The organism is Rheinheimera mesophila, from assembly GCF_000986865.1.
GTDB classification, from domain to species: Bacteria; Pseudomonadota; Gammaproteobacteria; order Enterobacterales; family Alteromonadaceae; genus Pararheinheimera; species Pararheinheimera mesophila.
This window is the reverse complement of record NZ_LAVS01000038.1, coordinates 1-20,535: the sequence shown is the minus strand read 5'-3', so window position 1 is coordinate 20,535 and position 20,535 is coordinate 1. Positions and strand designations below refer to the sequence as shown.

Annotated in this window: 19 protein-coding genes; 4 read left to right on the top strand and 15 right to left on the bottom strand. The window is 46.9% G+C overall.

The genetic code is table 11. From position 1 onward, the window contains the following. Nucleotides 1-489: 489 nt before the first annotated feature. From SD53_RS11995 to SD53_RS11950, 10 genes are all read right to left on the bottom strand, one after another. Nucleotides 490-969, bottom strand: coding sequence for a VOC family protein (locus SD53_RS11995; protein ID WP_206539913.1), 480 nt, complete (start codon nucleotides 967-969; stop codon nucleotides 490-492). 92 nt (nucleotides 970-1,061) lie between these two features. Beyond that, entirely contained in the window at nucleotides 1,062-1,517 is a 456-nt protein-coding gene (locus tag SD53_RS11990; RefSeq protein ID WP_125060845.1) for a hypothetical protein, read from the bottom strand. A gap of 63 nt (nucleotides 1,518-1,580) precedes the next feature. Then, the gene (locus tag SD53_RS11985) at nucleotides 1,581-1,964 is read right to left on the bottom strand and encodes a DoxX-like family protein (RefSeq protein ID WP_046520472.1); all 384 of its coding nucleotides are present in this window, start codon (nucleotides 1,962-1,964) and stop codon (nucleotides 1,581-1,583) included. A 106-nt stretch (nucleotides 1,965-2,070) separates the two neighbouring features. Next, nucleotides 2,071-2,379: a hypothetical protein gene (locus SD53_RS11980; protein WP_046520471.1), complete on the bottom strand. Its 309-nt coding sequence runs from the start codon at nucleotides 2,377-2,379 to the stop codon at nucleotides 2,071-2,073. A 59-nt stretch (nucleotides 2,380-2,438) separates the two neighbouring features. Further along, the gene (locus SD53_RS11975; RefSeq protein ID WP_046520470.1) at nucleotides 2,439-2,876 is read right to left on the bottom strand and encodes a DUF695 domain-containing protein; all 438 of its coding nucleotides are present in this window, start codon (nucleotides 2,874-2,876) and stop codon (nucleotides 2,439-2,441) included. An 89-nt stretch (nucleotides 2,877-2,965) separates the two neighbouring features. Then, complete coding sequence (locus SD53_RS11970; protein WP_046520469.1) at nucleotides 2,966-3,568, bottom strand: hypothetical protein; 603 nt, start codon at nucleotides 3,566-3,568, stop codon at nucleotides 2,966-2,968. A 140-nt stretch (nucleotides 3,569-3,708) separates the two neighbouring features. Continuing rightward, complete coding sequence (locus tag SD53_RS11965; protein WP_046520468.1) at nucleotides 3,709-4,305, bottom strand: hypothetical protein; 597 nt, start codon at nucleotides 4,303-4,305, stop codon at nucleotides 3,709-3,711. A 107-nt stretch (nucleotides 4,306-4,412) separates the two neighbouring features. Continuing rightward, nucleotides 4,413-4,877: a GNAT family N-acetyltransferase gene (locus SD53_RS11960; protein ID WP_046520467.1), complete on the bottom strand. Its 465-nt coding sequence runs from the start codon at nucleotides 4,875-4,877 to the stop codon at nucleotides 4,413-4,415. 256 nt (nucleotides 4,878-5,133) lie between these two features. After that, nucleotides 5,134-6,285, bottom strand: a complete 1,152-nt coding sequence (locus SD53_RS11955; RefSeq protein ID WP_046520466.1) for an E22 family MetX-like putative esterase — start codon at nucleotides 6,283-6,285, stop codon at nucleotides 5,134-5,136. A gap of 13 nt (nucleotides 6,286-6,298) precedes the next feature. Continuing rightward, nucleotides 6,299-7,600 carry a GntP family permease gene (locus SD53_RS11950; RefSeq protein WP_046520465.1) on the bottom strand — a complete coding sequence of 434 codons (1,302 nt, stop codon included), beginning with the start codon at nucleotides 7,598-7,600 and terminating at the stop codon, nucleotides 6,299-6,301. Between the two features lie 212 nt (nucleotides 7,601-7,812). Between SD53_RS11950 and SD53_RS11945 the strand changes: the two genes are divergently transcribed. Then, nucleotides 7,813-10,047 carry a TonB-dependent receptor gene (locus SD53_RS11945; RefSeq protein ID WP_046520464.1) on the top strand — a complete coding sequence of 745 codons (2,235 nt, stop codon included), beginning with the start codon at nucleotides 7,813-7,815 and terminating at the stop codon, nucleotides 10,045-10,047. 264 nt (nucleotides 10,048-10,311) lie between these two features. Next, a complete protein-coding gene (locus tag SD53_RS11940; RefSeq protein WP_046520463.1) occupies nucleotides 10,312-10,959 on the top strand; it encodes a response regulator in 648 nt (215 codons plus the stop codon). 74 nt (nucleotides 10,960-11,033) lie between these two features. Here SD53_RS11940 and SD53_RS11935 read toward each other — a convergent pair whose 3' ends face one another. After that, nucleotides 11,034-11,828 carry a glycoside hydrolase family 19 protein gene (locus SD53_RS11935; RefSeq protein WP_082101857.1) on the bottom strand — a complete coding sequence of 265 codons (795 nt, stop codon included), beginning with the start codon at nucleotides 11,826-11,828 and terminating at the stop codon, nucleotides 11,034-11,036. 210 nt (nucleotides 11,829-12,038) lie between these two features. Then, nucleotides 12,039-12,227 carry a hypothetical protein gene (locus SD53_RS11930; protein ID WP_046520462.1) on the bottom strand — a complete coding sequence of 63 codons (189 nt, stop codon included), beginning with the start codon at nucleotides 12,225-12,227 and terminating at the stop codon, nucleotides 12,039-12,041. A gap of 161 nt (nucleotides 12,228-12,388) precedes the next feature. Between SD53_RS11930 and SD53_RS11925 the strand changes: the two genes are divergently transcribed. Next, nucleotides 12,389-13,282 (top strand): LysR family transcriptional regulator, encoded by an 894-nt coding sequence (locus tag SD53_RS11925; protein ID WP_162198671.1) that lies wholly within the window; start codon nucleotides 12,389-12,391, stop codon nucleotides 13,280-13,282. Nucleotide 13,283: 1 nt separating this feature from the next. Here SD53_RS11925 and SD53_RS11920 read toward each other — a convergent pair whose 3' ends face one another. Then, nucleotides 13,284-16,772, bottom strand: a complete 3,489-nt coding sequence (locus SD53_RS11920) for a PAS domain-containing hybrid sensor histidine kinase/response regulator (RefSeq protein ID WP_241481791.1) — start codon at nucleotides 16,770-16,772, stop codon at nucleotides 13,284-13,286. 64 nt (nucleotides 16,773-16,836) lie between these two features. Then, nucleotides 16,837-17,586, bottom strand: coding sequence for a 3-hydroxybutyrate dehydrogenase (locus SD53_RS11915; protein WP_046520461.1), 750 nt, complete (start codon nucleotides 17,584-17,586; stop codon nucleotides 16,837-16,839). Between the two features lie 371 nt (nucleotides 17,587-17,957). On the opposite strand from SD53_RS11915, the gene SD53_RS11910 reads away from it, so the two are divergent. Next, on the top strand, nucleotides 17,958-19,208 hold the full coding sequence (locus SD53_RS11910) for a DUF819 family protein (RefSeq protein WP_046520460.1): 1,251 nt from the start codon (nucleotides 17,958-17,960) through the stop codon (nucleotides 19,206-19,208). A gap of 36 nt (nucleotides 19,209-19,244) precedes the next feature. Here the strand turns inward: SD53_RS11910 and SD53_RS11905 are convergent, their stop codons facing one another. Continuing rightward, nucleotides 19,245-20,276 carry a LacI family DNA-binding transcriptional regulator gene (locus SD53_RS11905; protein ID WP_046520459.1) on the bottom strand — a complete coding sequence of 344 codons (1,032 nt, stop codon included), beginning with the start codon at nucleotides 20,274-20,276 and terminating at the stop codon, nucleotides 19,245-19,247. Nucleotides 20,277-20,535 lie beyond the last annotated feature (259 nt).

Sequence of the window (20,535 nt, the reverse complement as noted above, 5' to 3'; positions counted from 1 at the left end):
GCGCAACAGCCTGCTGCATTTTATTCAGTTGATTGAGAGTGATCACAGTAGACAATGCAACCAGCGCCACAATAGCGGCAAAAGCAAAAATAAGTTTTCGAACCAGAGTCATAATGTACCTCGGTGGGATTAGCTGTTGGATACTGAGCAAAGGCCCGGTGCCGTAAAGGTGTTGATACAGTTGTACGTGGTACAGGCAAACTGGATCAGTAGCTTATAAATAAAGTCGGGGGAATGCTTTTGGCGAATTCAGGAAAATAAGCCGGGAAAGTTTGAGTGCCTGGTTTTTTCTGAATAATTTACTGATTGAGTTTTAATGCTTTAACAAAAATAAAAGCGGAAACCCGATAAGAAACAGCAAAAAGCTCTTGTTCAGGCGAAAGGACCAGAGCGACTCCGGGCTGCGGCAACAGGCTGTTTTAACAGCTTAGGGCAGGTTGCCATTTCAGACCACCTGCAGTTATTTGTCAGGCTTCGTTCGCCTGAGACTTATGGTAATGGCTCCATCAGCCCAATTCGGTTGCGTTCGCTGTCTTCAATTTCAGCAACATAAGAGTAGCCGCCAGCCCTGGTTTTAGGGAAAAGTACTTTTGCTCCAGCTAATTGGACCTGATGCAGAGTGTTGTCGATGTTTTCGGCATGTAAATAGATCAGAGTTCCACTGAGGGATGGTTGGTAGATCTCCCCCTTCGCCAATGCACCGCTGATACCGGTGCCATCGAGCTCAAAAGGTATAAACGCCATCTGATTGCCATGGATCTCTTCGAATTGAAAATCAAAACCGAAGACTTGCTGGTAAAACGCAACGGCCCGCTTCATGTCGGTGACAGGGATCTCAAAATACATCGCAGGGTTAGCTTTACGTACCATCTCTTTCCTCTGATAAATTGAACAAGCGGATACCAACATTGCCACAGAAGCAATAATTGCCAGCATTGCGTTGTCTTTGGTTTTTGTGGAGAAGGGCATCTGTAATAAGTTCCTGATAAGCAGGGTTTTAGTATCAAGTATACAGATATGGGGGTGATTAGACCTTACGCCTGAGTTCCGTTAATTGATTGTTATGCACGATTTAAAACCAACCTAGTAACTTTGGCTAAGCCATAACCTAATGTGCCAGTCACTGCACTAAGCCAAATGGCATGAATTGGGATAAAGATAATAGCCAATGCAGAAGTAGATGAAGTGTGTTCAGGCGTAAAAAGCGAATGCTGCATACCCCAGTAACCCCAAAAATGGAAAATGGATATAGTGGCAAGTGAGCTGTAAAGTGCGATTTTTCCGATAGCAGAATTTTTAAGACTTGAAAAAAGAGCTACAGCAGAAAGCACTATATAAGGAATTATTCTGAAGGAAGCTGAAAACAAAAAACTATCTAGTGTGAAATATTGAGTGGCACGTTCAAAGCCAGATTGAGGACCGTACCCGCAGACAATCACAGCCAATAGCCAATTAACTGTTGTCTCATTGATGAAGAGAAAAGATAGTAATAATAAAGTCCAAAATAACCATCTCATATCGAATTCCTCTTCGAGCATAGCGAGTCGAGCGTCCAAAGCGCGCGTTTTTGAAGGCTCTTGTTATACGTTTTTTGCACTGACAGATCCTGTTTGCTTCAACAAAATATACCCCAGCAAAATCAGAGGAATGTTGGTTGTAACCGGATTAAATGCTTCCAATAAAATATAAGGGGTCATGACTGAAGCGAAAACCAACAACCCAATTAAACCCACAAGATTAATAATTTGAACGAACTTAATCCGATAAAACAGAATAAAAACTAACCCAAATAAGACTTCACCAACGCCAGCGCTTTTTATCAAGAAATAGGTACTATCTTCGGAAAAGCCCAGGCTACCCGTCATTGCCTGCTCTAGTGGTGCAATTTGTAATAACTTAGGAAACAACCCGTGGTAAATCCACGCCAGTCCAATAACATACCGAGCTAATTGAATAGTGTTCAAAAAACTGATATCTCCAGAATCGTATAACGCCCAAATTTAGCGCGTAAAGCCGCGCAGCTGGTTGACGTCATATCCAGCGCTTTTGGCTGGCGATGATATTTGCTGGCTATAGCGCGACTGAACCGATTAAACCAGTTATGGCTAACACACCAGCACTAATAATTAGTTTGTCTGATATTTGATGCCTCTTACTGACACCTACTTTTTGAAAAGCCTCAGACATAGGTAAGAATAATTTTTTCGCGGCAAGGCCGATTGAAATACATCCAAGTGCGCCCGCAGCATCCTTCATAAACTCAAAAAGGCTAAATCCATCAGACTCGAAAATTTCTACTACCGTATTAAGAAATATGGCCGAGCCTAAAACTAAAAGTATAAATGACGTAATTTTGTACTTTCTTTTATTCCCTAACATCTGGGCTCCATTTAGCGCTATAACGCCGCAAACAGAGGCTGCTTTGCCTTGTTATAGCTTTAGCTGCAAATGCTATAGACAATACTAATTTGCTCCCACTCCGGGTCTGATTCAACTTGTAAATGAATTGGCAGCTTAGGGAAACCAGAAAGTGCATTATTAATTTTTTGCCCAACTTCTTCGATGTCGCTCACATAATAATGCCATTCTCTGCTGCCATTCGACGTAAGTATGAAAGCCAGAACAGCCAACCTATTTGGATCTAATGCCGAAGCCAATACATCTTCAAAAGCCTTCATTTCATCACTTTGTTTATCTGAGGGCATTCCACTAGAGTTCTCTGTATCATATTCCCAAATTATAACAAGCCTTTGAGGATGACTTTCAATACCAATGAAAGGTTCTAAATCTGGACGATATCGAATGATTCTTGGTAATCCATTATTGTCGCCTTCAGCTAAATTCCATGGTGCGGTTTCTGATGATGGTATTTCCATTGTTCTCTCTATGACTTGTTATAACGTCCCGCGCATGCGCGCGAGCTTGTGAGTGTCACTGTAGCCGAAGGCTGCAAATGACGCGGCTGTTATGATTCAATTTCAACTGAACCTATAGAATAAACTCCAGGCTGCCCAAATAGGTTTCCGCCATTGACTAAATCTAAGTACGCACCTTTTAAAATTGGACGTTTAAATAATTTTGCTTTGCACATCTGATTTCTAATCTGCCGAAGAAGTTTATTGGAGAGGCTTCGATATTTAGCCCAATTAACTTCTTCGATATCAGTATCTGAGAAATTCGCTCTTTGAAAAGCACCTTTCTCATTCCAATGAGTAAACCGACTTAAGTTCAAAGCATTAGCGGCCAAATCATGTGGTCGACCTTGGAGGATTTGAAAAGTACCGACCCCTTCCAAAGATTCCCGAAATTTACCGACAGTAGGATTCAAAGCGAATCTTTCAATATATGGTTTAGACGTTACAGCTTCCCACCAACCTCGAACAAAAATACCACCATGATTATCTTCAATGTGGGAGGACTCCAGAATATCCTTACTGGATTTAAACTCTCTAATTTCTTGATCTTTAAGGGAGTATGCTTCAAATAACTTCATAGGAGACAGTTCAAACATATAGTCAATGACATCGATAATATCTGAACTATTAGCGTAGAAATCTAACTGTGACACTGGTGCCTCTTTGAATGATAACGCCTAGTTAACCGACAGTTTGTGAGTTGTGATTTTGTGACATAATTTGTGTAGCAAATTCACAAAAGCGCGACTTATAAACTGTCAGCGCACGAAGTGCGCGGTGCTTGAGCGATTTGTTAGTTTTTTAGCTCGTTTAACACACCATTTTTGCGCAGTTCTCGAAGCAAACTTGCGACTTCAATTTTCAGAATTTTGTGGCTTTCTTTAAGAGTCTTTGCATATTCAACCAAAGCAGCGAAATGTGCATTTGTTTGATTTTGATGAACTTGCAAACCTGTTTCTTCAAACAGCTTGTGCGCGTATTCAAATTTACCAACCAAGTCATTGTTCATGCGATATGAGTCAACCATTCCTTTTGAAAGGGTACAGGTTTTAATAATTTGTTTTCTAAGATCATTGCTTGGAATTTTTCCTATTAAAAACCCATTGCTATTATAAATAGTAAAAAAGTCACTAACTAAAGGGTAGTACCAAACTAACGGATTGTTTTCAGACAAAGATTCTAGTCTAGCTCCCATCGTTTCCTGATAGCGTTCATATACGGTTTCAATTTCGTCATGGATCGATTGTAGCAGGCCAGCCAACAACTTTTTTTCGTTTTCTAGGGACTGCTCTCTTTGGTGTTTATTAGCTATTTGCGTTGCCTTAATAGAGCAATACCCCGCCACGATTGCACCGAGAATTGCACCAATAAAACCAGACATTAAATCCATAATAAAACCTTGTTTAGTGGTTGAAACTAACGCCCGCCTAAACGGTGAGCAACTTGTTGCTAGTCCAGCGGCCGCAGGCCGCCTTGTTTAAGGCGCTTGTTAGCATATTAATCTGCACTGATGAATGCTGAACGATATTTAACAAAGCCGCGTTTAACTTCCCCTTTGAACCCCTGCTTTTCAAAAAATACGTGCGAATCTAACCGCTGTGATGAACTAAGAAGCATGATCTTAGAGCAGTTTGTACTGACACAAAAAGTTTCTATCGCCTTGAATAGGGCAGTACCAACACCCACCCCGCGAGCAGCAATGTCAACAATAACGTTTTCTACTACAGCAAACGGCTGATTACTAAACATAACATCAGGACACAATGAAACTAGCGCGCTCCCGACAACATTAGCTTGGTAGTCACAAACAAATAATTTTGAGCGCGAATCGTTGTAAATAGCCTGTATTTGTTCTGGCTCCACATTTACCGCAGGGTTATTGACCAACTGGTTATACAATTCAGACAATCTTAAAGCATCTTCAGGCTTTGCATCACGAACTCTCAAATGAACACCTACCATCCTGAAATGCTAATATTTGCATATTGCGCCAGCACACTTTTCCTGTTATCAACCAGCCCAGTCATCCTAAGCCTCTAAATTAGATTGTTTTTCCCTCTTCAGCAACAAATAACTCTGCCATCCAAAGTTGAGCGAATGTTCAGTTACGCAGCAAGAGTGTCGGCGCAACCAGCAAAAAAACAGCTAAAGCACAAGCTTTAGCTGAACCAGAGGACGGCAACCTCTACAGAGTGGAAAGAACCAGGGATGGAAGCATTTACTGAGCTAAAAACTGCCGGATTTGTTCTGCTTTGCTTTGAATATTCAAAAGCCCGTCTAGATGCCCGGCCTGACCGGAAATCTCCTCGTACAAAGCATCCGGCATCTGCGCTTTACTGTGTTTGGCCATAGCCGGTGTTAGCAATAAATCCCCTGTGGCAGGTAACCACAAAGTTTTGGCTTTCACGCTTTTAAGCTGTTGTTGCCAGTTGTCGCCCATACCAGCGCGCCATAACTGTGAGGCGCGGACTAAATACAGCAATGAATTGGCATCCATCTGGGCAGAGCGCTGTTTTGCTGCGATCATCAGTTGGCTCCAGGCTGGTAGTTCGGCCTGAATAGCCTGATGAATAGCCTTGTCCAACGCAGGCGCCGGGTAGCTTTGATTAAATAAATCCGGATGCAACGCATCCTGTATCACATAAGCTAAAGCCCGGGTTAAGCCTTGTGGTTGCTGAGTCAGCGGATAAGCGCCTTTATTCCAGGCCGGGTCTTGTTTGATTGGCTGAGCCCAACGCTCTAAACGCACTGCACTAAAACTGTCGATATAAGCTGTGCCTATCACGGGCATTAAGCGCTCGACTTTTTCCGGATAACTTACCGCCCATTCAATGGCCTGAAAGGAACCCATCGACGGGCCTATCACGGCATAAAGTTTTTTGATGCCGAGTTGATCCAGCAGGGCTTTTTGTACTTCAACAAAATCGCGGATCGTCACCACAGGAAAACTTAAGCCGTAGGGTTTGCCGGTGTCCGGATTGAGACTGGCAGGGCCAGTGGTGATCACATCAGGCGAAAAGGCATTTAAATTGGCTAAGCTGTCGACACTCAGCACATAAAATTGGTTGGTGTCTATTGCTTTGCCCGGGCCAATAATGCTGTCCCAGTAACCTGCTGCTGCGTCTGTAGAGCGGTATTTACCTGCCGCATGCGAAGTGCCGGAAAAATAATGGGTGATTAAAATCGCATTGGATTTGTCGGCATTGAGGCTACCATAAGCTTCCCAGCCGACTTTGACCTGCTTTAACACTGCGCCACTTTGAGTAGTAAACTGCGCCAGTTCCAGTTGCTGCTTTTGAACTAAAGGCAGTTCTGTTGCAGATAGTAAGCTGCTCAGCAGCAGCATAAAACCAAGCCATATCGTTTTCATAACACTCTTTTACCTAAAGCCATTGAAACAGTAAGATAGCCAAGATCACGCCTAAAGTCGGCACTACCACTGTCACCGCAGCCACAGGCCAGTAGGCGTTCTGATGGCTTTCACCACAGATAGCACGGATGGTTGTAACCACATAGCCATTATGCGGCAACGAGTCTAAAGCACCGGATGAGATAGCAACGACCCGGTGTAACTGCTCTGCATCCACGCCACGTTCTAAATACACCGGAGCTATCTCAGGCAGCGCTATGGCCTGACCACCCGAGGCTGATCCTGTTAAACCCGCTATCACGCTGACCGCCACCGCAGCGCCTATCAGCTCAGAGCCCGGTAAATGGGTCATGGTCTCAACCACAGCGGCAAAAGCTGGAGTTAACTTAGCCACAGAGCCAAAACCGACCACAGCAGCGGTATTGCCGATGGCAATTAATGCGCCGGTAGCGCCCTGATCGAGCGTTTGGCCCAATGAGGTTAAAAACTGACGATTGAGTAAATACAAAGTGCTGACACCACCCGTCAGCGCCACTATTAAGGCCGCCTGTTGCATCGAGTCATGTAATAAATACGACAACAGCAATACCACCAGCAAAGGCAAAATACCCATGATTGGATGCGGCAGGGCTTTGTCGCCTACCACTGGATCCGCGTCACGGCCTTCGAACTTTTCGCCTTTGGCCATGGCGTTTTTAATCATCTTCATCAGCCAGCAGTAGCCAACCACCGCCATAAAAATCGCGACTATGATGCTGACTTCCCAGCCCGCATAAGGGCTGGTGCCGAGGTATTGAATAGGGATCCAGTTTTGAATTTCTGGTGAGCCCGCGGACGTCATAGTAAAAGTGACAGAACCTAAACCTAAAGCGGCTGGAATAAAACGCCGGGGCAGGTTGGCGTCTTTAAATAAACTCACCGCCATAGGGTAAGCGGAAAAAGCCACGACAAAAATGCTGACGCCACCATAAGTCAGCACAGCGCAGGCCAACACTACCGCCAATACAGCGCGTTGTTTGCCCAGACGTTTGACTATGGCAAGCGCCACAGCGTCGGCAGCGCCTGTATGTTCCATCAGCTTGCCAAACAGAGCGCCTAATAAAAACATTAAAAACCAGTTGGAGACAAAACCGGCAAAACCCGACATATAACCCTGGACAAAATTAGCCGGGTTATCGGCCAGCCAAAACGGAATACCATTAAATAAAGCCACAAATAAAGCGCACAGCGGCGCCAGAATAAACAGGTTTACCCCGCGCATCGTCAGCACTATCAGTAACACCAACCCCGCTAACAGACCAAATAAACTCAGCATAGAAACAACCTTGTGTGTTTTTTTTCAGTCTGGTGTAAAGCCGGGCGGCAAACCATAGTACTAAGGTACAGTCCTATCACTGATATGTTTGTTTATTCTTTTATTTTCATGCGCTTACCTGTAGTTTGTGCGGTGTATAGTACTAAGGTACAGCTTAACATTTCGACAGGACAGCCTAGAGTGGTACTGGACAAGTTAGCAGGAGAAGCCAGATGGCCCATAACAATAACAAGACGAAGACTGTATTCCAACCCACTTTATTAGCAGCGCTGATAGGGGCCGCTTTACTCAACCCGGTACTGGCCGAGCAGGCCAGCGAAGATGCTGCAGCACAAACAGCAGAACAAGAAGAAACTGCGCTGGAAGTGATTCAGGTCACAGCCCGTAAAACCGCTGAAAACCTGCAGCAGGTGCCTGTTGCTGTCACCTCTATAGGTGCAGAAGCTTTGGCGCAGCGCGGTATTGAAAACTTAACTGCAGTGCAAGCGTATTCACCTAACACTACCTTACAAGTGTCCCGTGGTACCAACAGCACCTTAACGGCTTATATCCGTGGTATTGGTCAGCAGGATCCATTGTGGGGTTTTGAACCCGGTGTCGGTATTTATATTGATGATGTTTACATGGCCCGTCCGCAAGGCGCTGCTATGGATGTGTACGACGTCGAGCGTATTGAAGTGTTGCGCGGCCCTCAGGGCACTTTATATGGTCGCAATACCATAGGCGGCGCAGTGAAATACATCACTAAGCCGTTAAGTGGCGACAATGAACTGAGTTTACGTGGCACTGTCGGTAACTATGGCCAAAAAGACTTTAAAATTGCCGGACAGACGGCATTAACAGACAAGCTGTTTTTTGGTGCTGCCTTAGCCACTTTGAACCGGGATGGTTTTGGTACTTACCTCAATACAGGTGCAGAAAACTACGATAAAGATATTATGACCGGCCGGGTCAGCCTGCAGTATCAGGCAACGGACAGCCTGCGTTTTAGTTTTGCCGCTGACCGCACCGAAGATGATTCAAACTCCAAAGGTGGCCATCGTTTAACCCCAAGTTTAGTCACAGGGGATGCGCCACCAGAAAACGTGTTTGATTCCAATACCAGCATGCCTGCGGATAACTCCGTAGTGACTGAAGGTCAGTCGCTGACTATTGCCTGGGATATCAACAGCGACTGGACCTTTAAATCTATTACGGCCAAACGTGAAGGCGTCACCGACACCAATATCGACTTTGATGCAACAGAATTACCGTCGCTGGACGTTCCGGCCTTTTATGAAGACGAGCAAAGCTCACAGGAACTGCAGTTGCTATTTAACGGCGACAAACTGACCATGGCCTCTGGCCTGTATTATTTCAAAGGCGAAGCCTGTGGTGCTTTTGGTACTGTGCTGGTGCAGGGTTTAGGCGTGACCACTGAAAACGGTGGTTGTGTGGATACCGACAGCATAGCCGCTTATGCCCAGGGCAGTTATCAATACACAGACAAGCTGTCTTTTACCTTGGGTGGCCGTTACACCAAAGATGATAAAGACGCCGAAGTCTATCGTTTTGTTTATTTAGGTTATAAAAGACCGCGGGATGAAGGCACTCCTATTGCAGTGCAGTCTGATTTTACAGGCAGCGAGAGTTTCAGCCATTTTTCACCCCGGCTAGGTTTTGAATACCAAAGCAACGACAACTTTATGTGGTACGGCTCTTATACCGATGGCTTTAAATCCGGCGGTTTTGATATGCGCGGTAACCAGTCGATTAACCCAAATGCAGGCGATCCGTATCAGGAAGAGACAGTAGATACCTTTGAAGTGGGTTTTAAAAGTGAGTGGAATGACCGCACTTTACGCTTAAATGCGGCAGCTTTCACCTCCAGCTACGACGATATGCAGGTGACTGTACAGCGGGCGGTCAACAATACAGTGGCGTCTCAGGTGTTAAACGCCGCCAGTGCTGATATCCGTGGTTTTGAAGTGGAGATGATTTCAGCTTTGACCAACAACTTAGAACTGACAGGTATTTTGGGTTACACAGATGCCAAGTTTAACGAAGTGGTGTTTTTTGACGCGGCGTCTCAGACCAATGTCGATGTGTCGGATCTCTGGTCTTTTGCCAATACACCGGAGTGGACCGGTACTTTAGGTCTGAAATATACCCAAAGTGCCAGCATAGGTGAAATTGTGTATAACGTTATGGGCTCGTACCGTGCGGACACGCAGATTTTTGAAGTGCCGTCCGTGCTGGACTTTGGTGGTTATACGCTGTTTAACGCTGGTGCTACCTGGTACTCCAACGATGGCCACTGGGACTTATCGGCTCAGGTACGCAATATAGGGGATAAAGAAAGCCGTATCGCCGGTTATAACTTCCCGCTGCTGGCTGGGGAGCAAACCATTACCGCCTACTACGGTGACCCGAGAACTTATAGTTTAACTTTGGGGTATCGTTTCTAAGCTGTTGATCTTGTAGCGGCGGGGTTTATTCCTGCCCGTATCTGCAGCTTTAGATATAAACGGAGTAGCCAAAGTAATTGGAGTTGCAGTGAGGCGACAAGTGATGGAGACCCCAGGAGCATAGTTGTCCTATGTGACTGGGGCGAGAGCACGTAGTCAACAAAGCGGCGGCTTCAAGTACGAAAGCTAAAAAACACTTGCCGGGGCGAAAGCCCCGGTTCAGTATGGTGAAAAGAGGTTTTATAAAGTTGATACTGCGCTGTTATGATTGCAATTATTGCTGATGACCATCCGTTATTCCGTGTCGCTCTGGCACAAGCTTCCCAACAAATTCTTGGTACTGATGCGGTATTGCTGCAAGCCAATAGTATGGCGCAGCTCTGGGCTTTGTTGCTGCAACACCCGGATACCGAACTTATATTTCTGGATTTAAAACTGCCGGATGCCGAAGGTTTTGCTGGTTTAACTTCGTTGCGCACTGAATACCCTGATATCGCGATTTTGATGGTGTCGGCCATTGAAGATCCGGCGGTGATTAAACAAGCGCTGCAACTGGGCGCTTCGGCCTATATTCCAAAATCTGCGCCGCTGGATTTATTATCTGAAGCTGTAGCGCAAGTGGTCGCAGGGCAGACCTGGGTACCGGCTGAACTGGTCAACGAAGTGGAAAAAGCCAGAGACTTAATTGATCAGGATTTTGCCCGCCGGCTGGAGCAACTCACTCCCCAGCAGTTTCGGGTGTTGAAAATGATTGCCGATGGTTTACTGAATAAACAAATTGCCTTTGAAATGGAGGTGCAGGAAACCACCATCAAACAGCATGTGTCGGCTATATTGCGCAAACTGAATGTGAATAACCGCACGCTAGCCGGTATTCTGTTTGAGAAGCTAAAGCTGCCTGATGAATTTTAATTCCCCGCCGTACTTTGCTTTGAACTGATATGTCTGACGGGCAGGAATAAACCCTGCCCTTACTATGGTTGGGGTTAGTTCAGGTTCATCTGTTGTTTAGCTATACCAAGCAAATGTGCTCTGTCGTCAATGCCATTGGTGCCGCCGTTAATCAGTTGGGTGACTTTGGTTAAATCATCCGCTTCTGCGGCTGCATTAATATTGCGCTTTTGCCAATACCAGCAACCTGATGCCACCGCCAACACCGGATCTGTCGCGACTAAATCCGGCTGGCTGACTACATCCACCCCCCAGCCCTGACTGAAAGCCTGATAGTTGGCTTTGCCTGTTAACTGAATAATACCGCGGCCTCTGTAGGCCCAGCCGTCACCACTTTGCTCATCACCATTGCCCATTCTGTTGGCATAAATACGGTTGGCGATTTTCTCCGGCTGACGGGCGTAGCTGTTCACATCCACCCCGACAAAATACTTCGCAAATAAAGAGCTCAGGGCTGAGGCACTGTAATTCAGGTTTTCGCGAAGCTGTGCATAGCCTGCGCTTTCATGGGCGGTTTGTGCCATAAAGTGCGCGACACACAAAGGCGGCGTAATTTGGGCTTTAGGTAAATCCAGATCCAGCGCATGGCAGAAGTTGGTTATCGCGTCGCTGCTTAAACTGGGGCATAAGGCGGATAACAAAGCCGGGCTGACCAGTGAAATGGAGCTTGTGGTGGGTAAATCTGGCAATTGTAACTGTTGGCCCGGATAGAGCAGATTGGGATTAGCCAGATGATTCTGACTGGCTATCCAACTGGCTTTGCTGCGATCGCCATAATATCTGGCGGCTATGCTACTTAAGCTATCTCCGGCTTTGACCTGATACAGCATGATGCGCTCCCTGTCGTTGCTAATAACAGGTACAAAGTATGGTGCAGTTTTTGTGTTTTAACAGTGGTTCGGCAATAGTCTCAGCCATATTGTGTGTCACTGAAAATATGCTGCTGCATTTTCGGTGTACCGCAACTCCTGCCAATAAAAAAGCCCACCGCTTTGGGTGGGCAAAAGAGGCGGCAACGCCTTTTCGCTAGGAACTGGTCATTAGCAGCAACTGACGGTGACTGCTTGCTTTGGAACTGAAACTACAGCCTGTTTTGTCTGGCAGGCAGTGGTTGCTTGATCGGGTTCTGCCTGCGCAGCAGCAGCCGGTGGCACATAACCATGAAACTCAGCCAAAGCTTTGAAGACCTGAATTAAACTTTGTGTGAACATCGCATTGCGTCTGAACATCGTCTCGTTCTCCTGCTGTGTGAATAATGAGCAGTGTAGAGAGGTTTGAATAGCTTGATTAGCCCGATTAACAAAGACAGATAGTTTCCTAAAAGAAACAGTCAGGACGAAAAAATCCGGTTAAAATCAACAGCGAAACCATGATAAAAAAAGGTGCAGGGATGTCGTTGCTCCAACGTTTAAGTGATATGGCCACATTTGCCAAAGTAGTAGAAAGCCGCAGTTTTACTCAGGCCGCTGTGGCGCTGGATATGTCCAAAGGTGCAGTCAGTAAAGCTATTAGCCGGTTAGAACAGCATTTAAATGTACGTTTGTTGCAACGCTCCACCCGTCAGTTGAGTTTAACCTCAGAAGGGGAGGCCTTTTTTGACTACTGTCAGCAGGTGGTGGCACAAGCCGACAAAGCTGAGCATCACTTGTCCGAATTGCGGGATGAACCTTCGGGTTTAATCCGTATCAGTGTGCCTGTCACCTTTGGTACCTTGCGAATAGCGCCTTTGCTGCCACAGTTGTTGAAACAATACCCGAAGTTAAGCGTCGAGCTGGATTTAAACGACAAGGTCATCGATCTGATCGCAGAGAAAATGGATTTAGGCATACGTTTTGGTCGTTTAGCCAATTCCAGCCTGATTGCAAGGGCCTTACCCGGTTTACCTATTACCTTGGTGGCTTCGCCTGGCTACCTGAACGAGTTTGGCACTCCGCAAAGCCCGGCTGATTTATGCCAGCATCAATGTTTAAGTTCAGGATCGTCCATTGCCGATCGCACCTGGTTTTTCCGTTATATGGATCAAAGTATTGAAGTACTGACCTCTGGCCGGGTGTTATGCAACAGCAACAGAGCGCTTAAACATGCCGCTCTGGCGGATATGGGGTTGTTGTTTGTGACCCGTTATCAGGTGGAAAAAGAGCTGCAAAATGGCAGTCTGGTGGAGGTGATGCAGGACTATATGCCTGAACCCCTGCCGTTGCATCTGGTGTATCCAAACCGCCATCATATGAAAGCGGGGTTAAAGGTGGTGATCCAATTTTTACAGCAGCAGTTCGCGGTCTGAATCAATTCAGCAGACGTTGCAGTAGCCGCTTTAACGACACCTCTTTCAAGGGTTTGAGCATAAAGTGAAAACCTGCATTCATGGCATGCTGGCGGATATCCGCACTTTGGTCGGCTGAGTTGATCACCACTGGCGCACTGATGCCAAAATGCTGGGCCAGTTGCACAGCCACTTCCACTCCTGTTGCACCCTGATCCAGATGGTAATCAAACAGCAGCAAATCAGGTTTAAAGCCTTGTTGCACAGCAGCTAAAGCTTGACTGGGCGAACTGACGGCCATTACGTCACAGTGCCAGCTTTGCAGCAATTGCGACACCGCCTGCAGCAACACAGCTTCGTTATCCATCAGCAAAATACGTTGTCCGGCAAAACGACTGGGATGGCTGGACTTCAGTTCTGGTGTGACTCTTTGGCTAACCCGCAGCAGTGGTACCTGAACAGAAAAGCAACTGCCTTTGCCTGGCTCTGAACTCAAACGGATTTGATGGCCTAATAAGCTGCAAATCCGTTGGCTGATCGCAAGCCCTATGCCCAGACCTTTTTGGTCGGCCTGACTGCCTTGCTGGAATTCATCAAAGATTTTTTTCTGCTCAGCTTGGCTGATACCTATGCCGGTGTCGCAGACACAAATATGCAGAAACTGCGCCTGACGTTTTACCCCCAGCAAAATTTTACCGCTTGGGGTGTAACGCAGTGCGTTGGCCAATAAATTCTGCACCACCCGTTTTAACAGCTTGGCGTCACTGAAAGTACCAAGGCGGGTAGGTATATAGCTAAAGCTTAAGCCTTTACTTTGGGCCAATACTGCCGCTTCGCGGGCACTTTGATCCAATAACTCACAGAGTGCAAAAGCTTCAGGCTGGGCTTTAACCACACCGGCATCCAGTTTGGTCAGCTCCAGTATAGCGGCCAATAGTTCTTCGGCGGAATTGAGCGAATGGGTTAAGTTTTGTGCCAGTTGCTTCACTTCATCCTGCTGGCTTTGCTGGCGGATCAGGCCACAAAACAGCGCTGCGGCATTAAAGGGCTGCATCAAATCATGACTGGCAGCGGCAAAAAAGCGGGTTTTGGCTGCTGTGGTGGCCTCAAGTTGTTGTTTGGTGTGTTGCAGTTGTTGGTTCAGTTGCTCCAGCTCGGCAGTGCGGCTTTTCACCCGTTGTTCCAGCGTGCTGTTGCTTTGCTCTAACTCGCGTTGCACTTCAATAAAAGAGCTGACATCGCTGTAGGTGGTGACAAAACCACCGCCGGGCAAGGGGTTCCCCAACATTTCAAAAATACGGCCATCCTGTTGCTGGCGCTGAAATTTATAGCTACTGCCCTGACGTAAATAATTCAGCCGTTTTTGCACTTCCTGGGTAATTTCCTGTTCAGACAAAGCCTGACCCGCCAAACCCCGTTGCAGGTTATAACGAATAAGCTCTTCTACGGGCCGTCCTACTTCGACTAAACCCGCTGGATAAGCAAAAAGCTCAAGATAACGCTGATTCCAGGCGATGAGCCGTAAATCTGCATCCACCACACTGATACCCATACTGATATTGTCGATGGTGGCGTGTAACAAGGCCTGATTAAACTGAAACACCTGACTGGCTTCGTCGACAAAACGGGCGACAGATTCGATTGGCAATTGGGCATGTTTACCTGAGGCTTGCAATAACAGCCGCATGGATGCACCACCTACTACAGCCGCCAGACTGCGTTCCACCGCCTGCATAAACTGCGGATTGGCCCATTGTTCCATCTCCAGTCCGGTTTTGCTGTAACGTTGCAGCAGTTTTTTCGCTTCTTTTTCACCGGCAAAACGCCGCACCAGTAAATAACCGTCCTGCACACTAAGGACTGGATTTTGGCTGTTGGAGCTGGGCTGGCTGGGGCGGCGTAAAAAGCGGTAACTTTCCAGCCATTCGCCTAAGCGGGTTTGACTGAAATGACTGATCAGAAGCAACATGGCGGTATTGACCGTTAGACTTAATACCACACCTAAACTGACTGAATCGATCTGGCCACCAAATAACTGAGTCGGTGCCAGCCATTGGATACCTAAAGGCCCATCTGTTAACCAGGCACCGCCGATAAAACCAGCTCTGGCCAGTTCCGGCAGCAATAAAATATAAGCCCAAATAACTAGACCACTGCACAACGCGGCTATGGCGCCTTGGCGGTTAATGCGCTGGCTGAATAACCCTAAAATTAACGCCGGTGCTAATTGGGCTATTAAAGCAAAAGCCATTAAACCTAGCTGAGCCAGACCTGTGCTGGTGCCTATCCAGCGGTAATACAGGTAACCACAAAACAACACGGCCAGCATGGACCAGCGTCTTAAGGTCACCACTTTAATTTTTTGTTGGCCCTGTTGGTAAGTGTTTTGCTTACGGTAAATCAGCGGGGTTAGTAAATCGTTGGTGATCATTATTCCCAGCACTACAGTGGCGACTATGACCATGCTGGTGGCGGCAGAAAATCCGCCTAAATAGGCCAATAACGCTATGTCGGTGCGGTTGGCGGCCAAAGGCAGTTGCAACACCACTAAATCGACATTGACCTGTGGTCCCAGCATCATAATGCCAGCCAAAGCCAAAGGCAGGGTGAATACACTCATCAGCAGCAGATAACCAGGGAAGATCCAGCGGGCCTGATGCAAATGGCTCAGTTGCTGATTCTCCACAAAGCTGACATGAAATTGGCGGGGTAAACATAAGGTTGCAATAAACCCCAACAGCACATGCACCCAATACACATAAGCAGGCTGGCCTTGTTGCTGAATTTGCTGTACGGACGGGTGTTCAGCCGCTTTGCTGAAAATATCAGCCATGCCATCAAACATGCCCCAGCAGACAAAGACACCAATACTCAGCAGCGCCAGTAATTTCACCAGTGATTCAAAAGCTATAGCAGCCATCAGGCCGGGATTGGGTTGATGCGCTTTGGCACTGCGCCCGGAAAACAGCAAAGCGAACACCGCCAGCCACAGCGTGACATAAAGCCCGGTATCCTGATACCAGGGACTGTTGTCCTGCATCACCACTAAGGCCTGAATGCTGGTGCTGATGGCTTGGAGTTGCAAGGAGATATAAGGAATAATGGCAATCAGCACTATGGCGGTGGTGAGAATGGCCAATAAACGGGAATGGCCATAACGGGTAGCAATAAAGTCGGCGACTGAGGTAATACGGTAACGACGACAGGCGATGGCAATACGGCCTATTAAACCAAACGCAAACCAGAATAAAATTAATGAGCCAATGTAAGTGGGAGGGATCCACCAGCCATGAACCGCTGCCTGAGCTGTAACGCCATAAAAGGCCCATGAGGTGCAATAAATCGACAAAGCAAAGCTGAAAATCCAGGGCGATATCGGGTGGCGGCGTTGTAGTCTGCGGCCGACAGCACCCACACCTGACAGCACCAGTAAATACAGCAAGGACAAAGCGGCAATGGTGCCAAGACCAATGTTGCTGGCGGGTAAGGTCATAATCATATCACTGGTCACAGAATGATTTTATTCTGCCCTGATGCTGGACTGGCTGTCCAGTAAGCTGTTGAAACCGCACCATTTAGCGCGCTGTCCAGCCGCCGTCCAGTACTAAGGTCTGAGCCGTGATATGTCGGGCTGCGGGTTCACACAAAAAAGCGGCTGTACTGGCAATTTCATCCACTCCAATAAAAGCTTTTTGTGGCATAGGCGCCAGCATGATCTGCTCTATCACTTGTTGCTCGGTCAGGTTGTGTTCTTTACTTTGTGCTGCAATTTGCTGATCAACCAGCGGGGTGCGGACATAAGCAGGACAAATGGTGTTGATGGTGAAGTCAAAGTTGGCATTTTCTAACGCCACTACTTTGCTAAAGCCCAGCAAGCCATGTTTGGCGGCGACATAAGCGGATTTAAAAGGCGAGGCCACCAGTGCATGAATAGAACCAATATTAATGACCCGGCCAAAACCCTGCTGTTGCATTCGGGGTAACACAGCTTTGGTCAACATAGCAGGGCCCGTCAGCATCACTTGTAGCAATTGTTGCCATTTTTGCTCGGGAAAATCCTCCAGCCTGGCCACATGCTGCACTCCGGCATTATTGATCAGAATATCGACTTGATACGCCAAAGCGCAGGCCTCGATGGAGCTTTGCTCTGTTAAATCCAGCCGTATGCGACTGGCCCGATAACCTGCAGCTTCAAGTTCATGCTGGCGCAGCTCCAACTGACTGCTGTTGATATCGGCCAAAATCACATGATGACCCAAACGACCGAAATGTTCAGCCACCGCAAAACCAATACCACCTGTGCCACCTGTTATGAGTACATTCATGTTTCAACTGCCTGTGCTGACAAAATTTTATATCAGGCAGGTTAGGTGTTCAGGTGCTCAACCACAACGGTACTTTAGTGCTATAGCTGAAGGTTTTTGTCTGCAAAGGTATTTCGTCGTTAGTTTCCGTCGAACTCTAGCCTGGCGGGAAACTTTGTTTTGTCTGGCCCGCTAGCTGTGGTAGATTTAAGCTGCACGTAAAAAATAACTATAAAGTTCTGTCCGCACAATGGCATAGATAACTGATGTTTTTATCTGTTATCACAAATAAATAGCGTTAAAGCTGAAAATAATAGCCATTTAGTAAAACGGCCGCAGAACTATACCCACCTTGCAGGTGAGCGCCTGCGGGGGAGAACCGAGGACAATATATGGAACAATCTACTGCGCTGATCACCAATGATGCGGTGGTACTGGGATTATTGGCTGTCATTTTAGGGGTGGTATTTCATACCAGCCACAGCAGCAACAAATACTGCCAGGGCTTTTATAAATATGTACCAGCTTTACTGCTGTGTTATTTCATCCCGTCGTTATTTAACAGTTTCGGTATCATCGATGGCGACAAATCTGAGCTCTATAAAGTGGCATCGCGTTATCTGTTGCCAGCCAGCTTAGTATTATTAACTATCAGTGTTGATTTTAAAGCGATTTTGGGTTTGGGACCTAAAGCGCTGATTATGTTTCTGACCGGTACAGTAGGGATTATTCTGGGGGGGCCTTTGGCTTTGGCTTTTGTCGGTAGTTTTGCCCCTGAAGCCGTTGGAGGCGAGGGCGAAAACGCCATTTGGCGTGGTATGGCTACTATAGCGGGTAGTTGGATTGGCGGTGGTGCTAATCAGGCGGCGATGAAAGAAGTGTTCGAAGTAGGCGGGCCAATTTTCTCGGTGATGATTACCGTCGATGTGATAGTCGCCAACATCTGGATGGCGGTATTGTTGTGGATAGCCAATAATTCCGAGCGTTTTGATCGGACCAATAAAGCTGATACCAGCGGTATCGAAGCCTTAAAGCAAAAAATAGAGAAATATCAGGCGGAAAACTCACGTAACCCAAGTTTGACGAATCTGATGACACTCATTGCGGTTGCTTTTGGTGTGACTGGTATTTCGCATTTGTTGGCCGATATGATTGCGCCATGGATTGAGCTGAATGCGCCAGAGCTGGCGATGTATAGCTTAACCAGTACGTTCTTCTGGCTGGTGTTGATTGCCACCACGCTGGGTTTAGTCTTGTCTGCGACCAAAGCCCGTAATCTGGAAGCTGTAGGCGCGTCAAAGTTAGGTTCAGTATTTATTTATATTCTGGTAGCGACCATTGGTATGCATATGGACGTGACCGCTATTCTGGATTATCCGGTGATGTTTGTGGTCGGTGTGATTTGGATGAGTTTCCATGCCGGCTTACTGATTTTTGTCGCCCGTCTGATCAAAGCGCCGATGTTCTATATGGCTGTCGGAAGCCAGGCGAATGTCGGGGGCGCAGCCTCTGCTCCTGTGGTCGCCGCCGCTTTCCATCCGGCTTTAGCCCCTGTGGGTGTATTACTGGCGGTGTTAGGTTATGCGCTGGGCACTTATGGCGGCTATATCTCGGGTTTATTGCTGCAGCAGGTTGCACCTTAAGCCATTCAACTCAGCTCAATGATGCGTGGGGCAGAGTCAAGACTCTGACCCCACCGGCGCTGTCGATTCCCGTACCAGTAATTCAGGGATAAACACAGGTTGATCCTCAGTATGGCTTTGACCACCGGGTCTGGTGTGTTTAAACAGTAACTCGGCTGCACTTTGCGCTATGGTGCTGTTGGGTTGATGTGCGGTGGTCAGCGGTGGCCAGGTTTGGCGTGAAAACGGACTGTTTTCAAAACCTACAATAGAAAGTTGCTGTGGTATTTCAATATGTTGCAGGCGGGCGCTAAATAAAGCCCCTGCCGCAATCTCATCATTACAGGCAAAAATAGCGGTTGGTTTGTTCGGCAAAGCCAGTAACTGAGTCGCACCTTTGACGCCGGATTCAAACGAATAGCTACCTGGTACGATAAATTTCGAATTCGTTTCTATGCCTCTTTTGGTCAGTGCGGCTTTAAAACCTGCTAAACGTTCACCACTGGAACTATGTTCCTCATCGCCACATAAAAAGGCGATCTGGCTATGACCCAGTTCCAGCAAGTGATTGGTGATTTTAAAAGCGGCTGTAAAGTCATCCACCAGCACACAATTCGTTTGTTTAGGTGAAGGGGTTGAGCCCGAAATAATCCGAACAAAATCAACATTAATGCTGCTCAGTGCCTCGGCTATTTCTGGCATTTCTGAAAAAGGCGGCGTAAGCACTAAACCCGCCAGTCGGGAATGCTGCACCAAGTCGATCACTTCCTGCACTATACCGGACGATTTAGCGTTGGTTGGGTGGATCAGTAGCTCATAACCATGCTTGCGGCAGGCATCCAACAAACCTCTCTGCATATCAATGACATAATAAGCATTCGGATTGTCGTAAATATAGCCAATGCTATAGGACTTGGTACTGGCCAGGTTCCGGGCAGCGGCGTTTGGCTGATAATGCAGCTCCTGCATCGCCTGATTCACTTTATCGATCGTCGCTTGTTTGACCGAGGGTTCGTTATTCATCACCCGCGACACTGTTTTGATCGACACACCTGCTTTTGCAGCTACGTCATGAATGGTCACTTTCATTACTGGATCCCAAAAAGCACAACACCACAGGGCCTTATGCTGAAAATAAATAAGACGATGTTTCCGTTGATCCAGCTAACTTTATGACAGCGCTGGTCATTTTGTAACAAAGATTAAGTTAAGGGATAACTCTTTTTTGCAGAAACGGCAAACATTTATTCTGTCGTTTTTGCTCAAAAAAACTACTCTTTTTTGAGGTTAAATGAATTTCTTATTTTTTGTTATATAAATCATGCGGATACGTTAGTTTCTTTCCCGG

Coding starts and splice junctions, on each gene's coding strand:
- SD53_RS11940 (WP_046520463.1), top strand. CDS start 10,312: ATGATTGCAATTATTGCTGATGACCATCCGTTATTCCGTGTCGCTCTG.
- SD53_RS11935 (WP_082101857.1), bottom strand. CDS start 11,828: ATGCTGTATCAGGTCAAAGCCGGAGATAGCTTAAGTAGCATAGCCGCC.
- SD53_RS11990 (WP_125060845.1), bottom strand. CDS start 1,517: ATGAGATGGTTATTTTGGACTTTATTATTACTATCTTTTCTCTTCATC.
- SD53_RS11905 (WP_046520459.1), bottom strand. CDS start 20,276: ATGAAAGTGACCATTCATGACGTAGCTGCAAAAGCAGGTGTGTCGATC.
- SD53_RS11975 (WP_046520470.1), bottom strand. CDS start 2,876: ATGGAAATACCATCATCAGAAACCGCACCATGGAATTTAGCTGAAGGC.
- SD53_RS11925 (WP_162198671.1), top strand. CDS start 12,389: ATGTCGTTGCTCCAACGTTTAAGTGATATGGCCACATTTGCCAAAGTA.
- SD53_RS11950 (WP_046520465.1), bottom strand. CDS start 7,600: ATGCTGAGTTTATTTGGTCTGTTAGCGGGGTTGGTGTTACTGATAGTG.
- SD53_RS11980 (WP_046520471.1), bottom strand. CDS start 2,379: ATGTTAGGGAATAAAAGAAAGTACAAAATTACGTCATTTATACTTTTA.
- SD53_RS11930 (WP_046520462.1), bottom strand. CDS start 12,227: ATGTTCAGACGCAATGCGATGTTCACACAAAGTTTAATTCAGGTCTTC.
- SD53_RS11960 (WP_046520467.1), bottom strand. CDS start 4,877: ATGGTAGGTGTTCATTTGAGAGTTCGTGATGCAAAGCCTGAAGATGCT.
- SD53_RS11965 (WP_046520468.1), bottom strand. CDS start 4,305: ATGGATTTAATGTCTGGTTTTATTGGTGCAATTCTCGGTGCAATCGTG.
- SD53_RS11995 (WP_206539913.1), bottom strand. CDS start 969: ATGCCCTTCTCCACAAAAACCAAAGACAACGCAATGCTGGCAATTATT.
- SD53_RS11915 (WP_046520461.1), bottom strand. CDS start 17,586: ATGAATGTACTCATAACAGGTGGCACAGGTGGTATTGGTTTTGCGGTG.
- SD53_RS11955 (WP_046520466.1), bottom strand. CDS start 6,285: ATGAAAACGATATGGCTTGGTTTTATGCTGCTGCTGAGCAGCTTACTA.
- SD53_RS11910 (WP_046520460.1), top strand. CDS start 17,958: ATGGAACAATCTACTGCGCTGATCACCAATGATGCGGTGGTACTGGGA.
- SD53_RS11945 (WP_046520464.1), top strand. CDS start 7,813: ATGGCCCATAACAATAACAAGACGAAGACTGTATTCCAACCCACTTTA.